This is a genomic window from Desulfurococcus sp., from assembly GCF_049970475.1.
Classification (GTDB): domain Archaea; phylum Thermoproteota; class Thermoprotei_A; order Sulfolobales; family Desulfurococcaceae; genus Desulfurococcus; species Desulfurococcus amylolyticus.
On the sequence record NZ_JBMFMW010000039.1, the window covers coordinates 1 to 9,915 of the forward strand.

A 9,915-nucleotide genomic window follows, 5' to 3' on the forward strand; every position below is an offset into this window, starting at 1 on the left:
GCGTCTTTTAGCCAGATAGTGGAGAACGATTAACCCACCCATACTATGTCCTAATAGTATAGTGCCCTGTATGCCTGAGTCCCTGATTGCATAGTCCATGAATGAGTCTAGGTCATCTATGAACTCGTTAAAGCTATCTATGTAGCCGGGTTCCTCTCCCCTGCTCTTGCCATGCCCTCTTAAATCATGGATGTAGAATGCATAGTTGTACCTACTTAATGCCTCGCCTACATGCAGATATCTTCCACTGTGCTCCGCGAATCCATGTACACCGATTACGAGTCCCCTGGCTTTATCCTCCGGTAGCCAGCTCCTGTAGAAAGTGTTTAATCCGGTGGGTAGTTCAACGTAGCCCTCTTTATACATGGCTCCCACATGTATGTATTTCATCCTTAGCAAATATATTAGCTTTTACTACACGGGTTCTTTGATACTGTTTAAATTCCTCAGGTGTTGATCTAGATATCAGGAGGTACCGGTCTTGAGTGATGGCTATATTTTATCCATAGATCAAGGCACTACAGGCACTAGGGCAATCCTCTTCAATCATGAAGGTCTACCTGTTAAAATGGCTTACAGAGAACATAGACAAATATATCCGAGGCCTGGCTGGGTCGAGCATGATCCCCTGGAGATATGGGTTAACACGAGGTATGTTATCAAGCAGGTTCTCGAGGGTAGCGGTGTTAATCCAGGTGAGATTAAGGCTATAGGGGTCACGAATCAGCGGGAAACCATACTCCTCTGGGATCCCGAGACAGGTAATCCTGCCTACAATGCTATTGTGTGGCAGGATAGGAGGACTGCTAGGGAGGTTGAATACTTAAAGAGTAAATACATAGATCTCATACGCTCTAAGACCGGGCTTGTACCCGACAGCTACTTCTCTAGCACTAAGATATGGTGGATCCTAGACCACGTGCCTGGTGTAAGGGAAAAGGCGGTAAGCGGCCGGGTTATAGCCGGCACCATTGATACGTGGATTATATGGAATCTGACAAGGAATTCAAGAGATGTGTTGACACCAGAGAAGAAGGGGGCTCATGTAACCGATTACTCGAACGCTTCTAGAACCATGCTCTTCGACATACAGAGGATCGATTGGGACAGGGAGCTACTTGAGGTACAGGGTAGGATACCCTTGGAAATACTCCCGCTTCCACGCCCCTCAAGCGATAAAAGTCTTTACGGCTATGTGGGTCCAGAGATCGCTGATGAATTATTCCATGGATACAGGGTACCTATAGCTGGAGCTGTGGGTGATCAGCAGGCTGCATTATTTGGTCAAGCTGGATTCGAGCAAGGCGATATAAAGTGTACTTATGGCACCGGGAACTTCATACTGGTTAACACTGGGGCTACACCAGTTTTCTCTAAGCATGGATTGATCACAACGATCTACTATAGTATTGAACCTGGTAAAGCAGTATACGCCCTAGAGGGAAGCATATTTGTAACCGGGGCGGCGATACAATGGCTGCGCGATGGGTTAAAGATAATAGAGGTCTCAGCCGAGGTCAACCCGCTTGCAGAATCGGTGAGCGATACAGGTGGAGTATACTTTGTCCCAGCGTTCACCGGTCTAGGTGCACCCTACTGGGATCAATACGCTAGAGGCCTCATAATTGGTATAACAAGAGGCACCGAGAGGAAGCACCTGGCAAGAGCGGTACTGGAATCCATAGCCTACTTAACCAGGGATGTTGTTGAAATAGTGAAGCTTGAAACAGGTTCGGAGATAAAGGTCTTAAAGGCTGATGGTGGTGCATCTAGAAGCGACTTCCTGATGCAGTTCCAAGCGGATATATTGAATACAAAAGTAGTTAGGCCAATGGTGTATGAGACTACATCGCTTGGTGCAGCATATCTAGCAGGACTAGCTGTCGACTACTGGAGAAGCATTGATGAACTACGTAGATACTGGAGGGCCGAGAGAGAGTTCATCCCGAGAATCAGTGAGGAGATAAGGGAAAGGCTCTACAAGGGGTGGAAGGAGGCTGTTAAGAGGGCGTTAGGATGGGCCCGTGAAGTACCATGGGCCTATGGATATGAGTAAAGACGTTTAATCCCTTGCCTGATTATAGACTGATCATAGATTACGGGAGGATTCATGAATGAGGATAGTTATCATTGGAGCCGGTGTAGTAGGGTTATCCATCGCAAGAGTCCTCAGCATGTATAAGGGACTAGATATAGTTGTTGTTGAGAAAGAGCCCGATGTAGGCTGGGGAGCCTCTAAGGCTAATACATCTATAATTCACCCGGGACACGAGGAAGACCCTGAGTTACACCCTCTTAGAGCGAGACTCTGCGTGGAAGGTAACAAGCTCTGGCGTCAATGGGTTAAGGAGCTGGATATACCGGCAAAGTGGCCTGGTGAACTAATGGTCTTCACTAACAGCGAGGAAGAGAAGGAAGCGCTGAGATACATTGACACAGCCAGAAGAAACAATGTACCGGGGGTTAGGGCAGTATATGGAGATGAATTAAGGAGACTTGAACCAGCTATAAGCCCGATGGCTGTGGGGGCAGTATATGCACCCACAGCTGGTAATATATCACCTTTTGAAGCTGTTGCCGCGCTAGCCGAGAACCTTGTTGAAAATGGTGGGAGAATACTCGTGAATACACTGGTTAAATCAGTCAGAATTAAAGACAAAGCTGTTGAAGGAGTTGAAACAAGTGGAGGGTTTATTCAGGCCGACATAGTGATTAATGCTGCGGGTGTTCATGCCGACGAGATTTCCCACAGCGCTGGTGTCGAAGAGGACTTCGTGATAAGGCCTAGGAAAGGGGAATATATAGTATTTGATGAGGATACCAGCGTTAAACCCTTAAGGCTTCTGCATACAACACCTACAAGTTTAACCAAAGGAGTTTACGCTATCACGACAACCGGGGGAGACTTACTCATAGGTCCTACGGCAGTGGACATGCCATACGAGTTGAAAGAGGATACCTCAACAACACTTGAAGGCATCGAGTATTTACTCAGGGAAGCAGGTAAACTACTGAGAGAGCTACCTCCTAGATCACTTATCACGAGGACATTTGCTGGTGTAAGACCTGAGCCCCCACATGGTGAATGGCTGATTAAAGTATACGAGGAGCCATGGGGCTTCATCAATGTTGCAGGGATAAGATCCCCAGGGCTCACAGCAGCCCCTGCAATAGCATATTATGTAGCAGACATGATCTCTAAATCATACGCGGTGAGCCTGGAGCACAGGAGTGACTGGAAGCCTTATAGAAGAGGATTCCCCAGGCTTCACGGTAAATCCCTACGGGAAATAGACGAACTAGTATCGGTAAACCCTGATTACGGCGAGGTAGTATGCTACTGTAGAACCGTATCAAAGGCGGAGATACTTGAAGCGGTTAAGAGGATTAAGACCATAGGAGCGCAGGTAACCCTTGACGGTGTAAAGTTTAGGACTAAAGCTGGATTCGGCAGGTGCCAGGGCTCCTTCTGCAGGTGGAGGATAGCGGGGATTATTGCTGGGTTGGAGGGTAAGGAGATGCATGAAGTTGTAGTCAAGATGGAGAGATATGGTTTGGGAGATGTTAAAAAGATGCTGAGAGAGGGGGCCTAGGATGGAGACCCTTGTATACGATGTAGTCGTCATCGGGGGAGGCCCTGCCGGGATAGCCTCAGCAATAAAAGCCGATAGCCTTGGCTTGAAGACAGCACTGATAGAGAACAGGGATATACTTGGGGGAATACCGCTTCAATGCATACATCCTGGCTTTGGAATACACTACTTTAAGGAGGATTTAACAGGGACAGAGTTTATTGAGAGATTGATCGATAGACTCCGTGTATCCAGTGTAGATGTATATACTAAAACCCATGTCCACGCAATAGATGTAATAGCCCATGATGAGAAAATAGTGAACACGGTTAGAAGAAGCGGTGTCACACGGTTTGTAGCAAAGACGATAATATATGCCACTGGTGCAAGAGAGAGACACCTATATGAAATAGGAGTAGTAGGAGATAGACCCGGCTCAGGCATCTATACAGCTGGTGAGGCTCAGGCCTTAATGGATATCTATGGTATCCTCCCAGGTAGAGAAATAGTGATAATCGGCTCAGGCGATGTAGGACTCATAATGGCTAGGAGATTCAGTCTGGAAGGAGCCAGGGTAAAAGCTGTAGTGGAGATGCTCCCGTATCCAGGTGGGTTAACTAGAAACATTGTGCAATGCCTCTACGACTTTAATATACCTCTTTACCTAGGACACGTGGTTACAGGGGTTAAGGGTAGAAACCGTGTAGAGAAAGTCATAGTGGCTAGAATCGGTGAAAACGGTAAGCCGTTGAAAGAAACGGAGTTCGAGATACCCTGCGACACTGTGGTGGTTGCAGCTGGATTAATACCCAATGTAGGTTTACTCGAGAAAATAGGGGTTGCAATGGATCCCGCTACTAGGGGGCCGGTTGTAAACGAGCTCCTCGAAGCATCTATCCCAGGTGTATTCGTAGCAGGTAACGCACTCATTATAAACGATCTAGTGGACTACGTCGTTGAGCAGGGTGAACTAGCTGCTAAAGGAGCTAAGCTATTCATAGAGAATAATGGAGTACCATCAGTAGACTGGGTTAGAGTCGAGAAGGGCAGGAATATAAGGCTAGTTGTACCACACTATATCAGCGGCGAGAGAGACGTGGTTATTTATGCCAGGGTTCAACAACCAGAGAGAAACGTGTATGTCTCAATCCCTGAGATAGGGTACTTTATAAGGCTTACTAGTGTAAAGCCAGCTGAGATGCTTAGACTATGGATACCTGGGAGAATCCTCTCCAGGGTCGATACTAGAAGGATAACACTGGAGGTGAAGCCGGCTTGACTACAAGGGAGTTAATCTGTATAGTATGCCCCATTGGATGCACGCTAAGAGTAACAATCCTCGGAGATGGCAACATAAAGGTTGAGGGAGCTATGTGCAACAGGGGAGTAGAGTATGGTAAGCAGGAAGCAATCCAGCCTAAGAGGATAGTCATAACGGTTGTAAAAGTGAGAAACGGCGAGTTTCCAACAGTATCCGTTAAAACAAGTAAACCGGTGCCAAAAGAGTGCATATGGAAAGTTATGAAGGCAACAGCTGACATCGAGGTGGAGGCTCCGGTGGAAATAGGTGATGTAATAATGAAGGATATATGCGGAGCCGATCTCGTTGCCACAAGGAGAGTTAGGAGAATTATTTCACAAAAGGATTAACCGGGATCCTGGATTAAGGTTTTATCTCTAGGTAGTTTCTGATTCTAACAGGGTCATTCACTATGGCCTCATCAATTAACGAAGCTATTTCCCCATATAATGAATAATCGTATTTATACTCCTCGGTATCCCATACAACAACCCTGAGACCTAGTTCCCTGGCCTCCCTAACGTATTCCCTGAACACGTTGAACCCTATGACCAACGGGGCTACCACAGGGAGGTTGACACTGTAGAGTTTTATATTCCTATGTAGCTTTAATGCTTCCCTGGCTTCCTCGAGGCTTGCAACATTTAGTGCAAGCCTTAAACCGGGATCTAGTTTCCTGAACTCCACTAGTACATCCCTGATAAAGCTGAGAAAGACAACATCGCTGACCCTCTTATGCTTGACGGTTGCCTCATACACCTTATGGACGGCGTCAATATCTTTTACTTCAACATATAACCTGTATCCTTCTGGAACAGCCCTGTACACGTCTTCCAGTGTAGGTATACCCTGCCCCATTCCGAGATACAGCCTTCTAATTTCTTCAATAGTAGCGTTCTTTACATCTAGTTCTACTCCAGCTACTCTCCTTGTTGATCTATCATGGATCACGACTGGTACTTCATCCTGGGTTAACCATACATCCAGCTCTACTCCATGAGCACCATGGAGTATAGCGCCGAGGAAGCCGGCAATGGTGTTCTCAGGATATTTAGCGGGGAATCCCCTGTGACCTATTATAACATGTTTTAAAGCCATACCTGTTTCTCCTCCTCTCGCCCTGAAGAGGGTGCTTTCAGTCGTAAACTTAATTAATTTAGATCATAAATATATCTATTGGTGGGGATCTTGTGGGCTCTAATACTGCTCGGTGTAATAATACTATTTATACTCCTCGAAATACTACTAGCGTACATCGCATCCGTGAAACTAGCTAGACCCCCGAGGGAGATGGGTGGATGGAATCCTGGAGACCTAGGGTTGCAATACATTAGTATTGATGTAGTTACAAGGGATAACACCAGGTTAAAGGGGTGGCTGATCAAGGGTGGCAAAGCCTCCACAATCATAGTACTTCATGGGTATACGGCTAGCAAATACAATGAAACCTATATCAAGCCTGTTGTAAAGCTTCTCAGTGATGGGGGCTATAATATCCTAGTATATGATCAACGGGGGCATGGTGAGAGCGAGGAAGCATACACTACACTAGGCTATAGGGAGGTCGACGACTTAAACGATGTCATAGAGTGGCTTAGGAGAAGTCACCCTGAGATCGCTGGGAAAATAGGTGTAATAGGTTATAGCATGGGCGGCGCGGTAGTATTAATGTATGCAACCAAATATGGCGGTGTAGATGCCTACATAGCCGACAGCCCATACATTGATGTATTCGAGAGCGGGAAGAGATGGATTAAGAGGAGTAAGGAGCCGCTTAGAAGCATGCTTCTCCTAGTATTCCCTCTGATAGTTAAGTTTACTGAGGGTAGAGTAAGAGTGAAAAGCGAGGAGTTAAGGCTCTACAAATACGCGAAAACATTGAAGGATAACAGGATACTGGTTATAATTGGTAGGAGAGACGATCTTGTTGACGTAAGCGAGGTCACTAGGTTTGTTGAGGAGGCCAGGCAGGCTGGCGCCGAGGTAGAGTTATGGATAACTGATTCGATGCATGTGAGGAGTATTTTCACCAATCCTGGTGAATACCGTGAGAAAGTTACAGGCTTCCTAGAGAGGTGTGGGTTATGAGTCGGGGGAGAACAGGATTAGTAATTCTAGCCCTAGCAATTCTGGTGCTACTCTACTTCTCGGCGGGCTATCTACTAGCATTCATTGTCGACGTATTGAAGAACAGCCCCATCATACCCGGGGTTGAAAGCTATGAAAAAGAGGCCTATATAGGGTATTTAAAGAGTATTCCACAGATTATTGGAACAGTGCTATCTATTCTCTGGGGTATTCTGGCAGATACGATTGGTAGAAGAAAAACAATGTCTCTAATGATAATGTTCATGTTTACAGGGCTAGCCGTCATACCTTTCGCAGTGAACTATGTGATGCTCCTAACATCCTTCATCATATTCGGGATCGGGTACACTGGGATAGCTCCAATAGTATATGCTTTCATAGCTGATGTACTGCCACCAGAGAAGAGGGGTGTCGGCTATGCTGCATACTATGCATCCAGTGTCCTCGGCTTTATAGGAGCATATGTGTTCTACCTTGCTGTGAAGCCGTGGCAGACTACTTACGGTGTTCTCGGTGCAATGGTGCTCCTCACAGGGCTCCTGCTACTAGCCGTGTCAAGAGGTGTTAGGATAGGGGGTGCTGAGAAAACCTCCGTGATAGAGTTCAAGCTAAGTGAAGCTGTTTCATCATTTAGAAAACCTAGCGTTATAGCTATCTTAGTGATGATTGTTTTCTGGACTATCCCGTGGGGGATGCTGACCACGTTTGCGATAGACTACATAATGGTGAAATGGGGTGTGTCAAAGACCATTGCGTCACTAATATTAATAGTCTCGGTGGTATCGATAGCCATAGGACACATTGTAGGCGGGATCTTAAGTGATAAGGTGGCTAGGAAGAAGGGTCCAGCAGGCAGAGTCTTCATCTCTATACTAGGCATAGGGATAGGCCTACCAGTGATGCTCTCCATGATAATATACCCGTATCCATGTGGTAATGTCGAATGGTCTATAGTGATACAGCCACTGCTCCTAGCAGCTTTTGGAATGATGTTCACGACTATAGCTTATCCTAATATAACAGTTGTCTTAAGCGATGTAGTCAGGGCTGAGCACCGCGGTACAGTGTTCTCAGTATACAACATACTCAACACACTTGGCTGGGCTATAGGGCCACTGCTATATCCTACACTAGCATACATCTACATGCCACCCGATATCAGAGCAAGCGACCTGCCTAGACTGATAACACTTTATGACCCAGAATCTATGAGGTACATCAATTCATGTATGAGTGAAATGGCGCCAGTGAGAAACGCTTACATGTACTCAGCTACAACCATAGTGTTATTGTGGATAATATCATTGTTAATATGGATTACGATCAAGATAACCTATGAAAAAGACCGTGTCTACAACTAGCTAAGTATATCGCTCAGGGGCCAGCATGTAGAACACACGTAGATCACAAGAGAGTGGCCAGAGGATTACTGAAGCGCTTCAAACACAGTAAAGAGTGTTCAACATGGTGTCAAAACACATACCCCTGAGTCCTTTAGGGCTGGAAGGGGCGTGAAAAGCGAGATCCTGACATATAGGTTTCCCATGCTCGTTGGATACATGTATACGCTGTAAGCCAGGAGGAGCCTAATAGAGTCCTTCGATATCACAGCGTACACGATAGTTGTATTCCTTACCTTGCTCCACCATTTTTCAATATTATAGCCTTGATTAATTAGGCGGATCTGCCATCAATGGAACCTACTCGGCAACTCAATTACTTCAACATACCCCATGCCTATGTTACTGCCTGAAGAAATACCTATATTATACACTGATAAGGCGTCGAGTGCCTTACCTAGAAGGGGCTGGGCATATTCATCCTTAGAGAGGCTCGCATTAAGTATTGGGGTTTATCACTAGCACTAGTTCCATTAATAGGACTCGTGTTAAACTATACTCCATGGAGTATACGGTTAACCCCCTGTACTGGTCTCTCTCACAGTGTACCCAGCAATACTGGCTTTCACAGCATCCTATAGGAAATTACGTGTTGCTGAGGAAAACAGCATCCCGTGGCCTATCAAAATCCGGGAAAAATAATATATATTTATTTCCAAGGAAATAAATAATAGCTAGATAGTTGTAAATGATGATCAAGGTGACCATTAATGAAGAGTATAGTTATAAGAGAAGACATAGAGAACCTACAGAAGCTGATACCGCTGAGTAAACTATTGAACATATTAGAGGTAGAGATTATCGAGTCAGTAATGCTGGAAGGAGGAGGGAAAATATTACTAGAGGTTGTAGGCAGGTATGCATCTGAGAATGAATATTATATGGCCTACATCACTAATCAGGAAGGCACTTCATGCATGCTTCTCATGAGCGGCGATAGAATTCTTAACGCTGAGTGCCATCGCCCAGATGGAGGAGAAATCCCTGTTAACCCAGAGCTTATTAAAGGCCTCCTATACTCCAGCAATGTGAGGAAACTAGATATGTACAGGGTTAAATCGCCGTTTGTGAGGTGGGCTGAGAAATACAATATGGGAGTAGAACCTCTTGACACTGCACACAGGAATATGTTTGAGAAGTTCAATATTGTGATCAAGTATATACTAGATGGGGAATTAGGCAAGATACAGGAAGCCTTCAGAGAAGCATACAACGCCTCCATCGCACATTTCGAACTCGAGGAGGAACTCCAGGATAAATGTATGTATGATAAAAGAAAGAAGGAGTCCCATGTAAAGAGACACTTAGAGTTCAAGATGCTTATGGATAAACTGGCCTCCACTACTCATGCATCTCAGTTTGTCAAGTTGCTCACGGATCTATACACTTATATCGCATCATACCTTGACTATATGTTAAAGGACGACTTAGAGCTGGCAGAGCACTTGAAAAAATGCCTGGGGAAGGACGGGGACTGACCTCCCCCACCCCAAAGGGCGAGGGTTCCCTTTAGGGGGTTCATTGGTTCCCTCCATCTATTCGGGGATGCATCTTT

10 protein-coding genes and 1 pseudogene are annotated in these 9,915 nt (G+C 45.7%); 8 read left to right on the forward strand and 3 right to left on the reverse strand.

Translation table 11 applies throughout. The annotated features are described in order from the left end of the window. Nucleotides 1–366, reverse strand: a 366-nt coding sequence (locus ACP5N5_RS03580) for an alpha/beta fold hydrolase (RefSeq protein WP_428133017.1), incomplete at its 3' end; no start/stop codon positions are given. A 115-nt stretch (nt 367–481) separates the two neighbouring features. On the opposite strand from ACP5N5_RS03580, the gene glpK reads away from it, so the two are divergent. From glpK to ACP5N5_RS03600, 4 genes are read left to right on the forward strand one after another with little or no spacing between them, the layout of a single operon-like run. Further along, entirely contained in the window at nt 482–2,056 is a 1,575-nt protein-coding gene (gene glpK / locus ACP5N5_RS03585; protein WP_428133019.1) for a glycerol kinase GlpK, read from the forward strand. A 58-nt stretch (nt 2,057–2,114) separates the two neighbouring features. After that, nucleotides 2,115–3,593, forward strand: a complete 1,479-nt coding sequence (locus tag ACP5N5_RS03590; protein WP_042667632.1) for an NAD(P)/FAD-dependent oxidoreductase — start codon at nt 2,115–2,117, stop codon at nt 3,591–3,593. Nucleotide 3,594: 1 nt separating this feature from the next. Continuing rightward, entirely contained in the window at nt 3,595–4,851 is a 1,257-nt protein-coding gene (locus ACP5N5_RS03595; RefSeq protein ID WP_428133022.1) for an NAD(P)/FAD-dependent oxidoreductase, read from the forward strand. Continuing rightward, complete coding sequence (locus ACP5N5_RS03600) at nt 4,848–5,222, forward strand: DUF1667 domain-containing protein (RefSeq protein WP_428133026.1); 375 nt, start codon at nt 4,848–4,850, stop codon at nt 5,220–5,222. The genes ACP5N5_RS03595 and ACP5N5_RS03600 overlap by 4 nt, the downstream gene beginning before the upstream one ends. 13 nt (nt 5,223–5,235) lie before the next feature. Here ACP5N5_RS03600 and ACP5N5_RS03605 read toward each other — a convergent pair whose 3' ends face one another. Then, complete coding sequence (locus tag ACP5N5_RS03605) at nt 5,236–5,970, reverse strand: glycerophosphodiester phosphodiesterase family protein (protein ID WP_276814162.1); 735 nt, start codon at nt 5,968–5,970, stop codon at nt 5,236–5,238. 81 nt (nt 5,971–6,051) lie between these two features. Here ACP5N5_RS03605 and ACP5N5_RS03610 point away from each other — a divergent pair, with 81 nt between their 5' ends. Together ACP5N5_RS03610 and ACP5N5_RS03615 are read left to right on the forward strand one after the other, a co-directional pair. Further along, the gene (locus tag ACP5N5_RS03610; protein WP_428133031.1) at nt 6,052–6,960 is read left to right on the forward strand and encodes an alpha/beta hydrolase; all 909 of its coding nucleotides are present in this window, start codon (nt 6,052–6,054) and stop codon (nt 6,958–6,960) included. Next, nucleotides 6,957–8,321, forward strand: coding sequence for an MFS transporter (locus ACP5N5_RS03615; RefSeq protein ID WP_428133033.1), 1,365 nt, complete (start codon nt 6,957–6,959; stop codon nt 8,319–8,321). The genes ACP5N5_RS03610 and ACP5N5_RS03615 overlap by 4 nt, the downstream gene beginning before the upstream one ends. A gap of 98 nt (nt 8,322–8,419) precedes the next feature. Here the strand turns inward: ACP5N5_RS03615 and ACP5N5_RS03620 are convergent, their stop codons facing one another. Next, nucleotides 8,420–8,569, reverse strand: coding sequence for a hypothetical protein (locus ACP5N5_RS03620; RefSeq protein ID WP_428133035.1), 150 nt, complete (start codon nt 8,567–8,569; stop codon nt 8,420–8,422). Nucleotides 8,570–8,783: 214 nt separating this feature from the next. Here ACP5N5_RS03620 and ACP5N5_RS03625 point away from each other — a divergent pair. After that, a pseudogene (locus tag ACP5N5_RS03625) lies at nt 8,784–8,904 on the forward strand (DUF1616 domain-containing protein); the annotation flags it as partial. A gap of 166 nt (nt 8,905–9,070) precedes the next feature. After that, complete coding sequence (locus tag ACP5N5_RS03630; RefSeq protein ID WP_428133036.1) at nt 9,071–9,838, forward strand: bacteriohemerythrin; 768 nt, start codon at nt 9,071–9,073, stop codon at nt 9,836–9,838. Nucleotides 9,839–9,915: the final 77 nt, after the last annotated feature.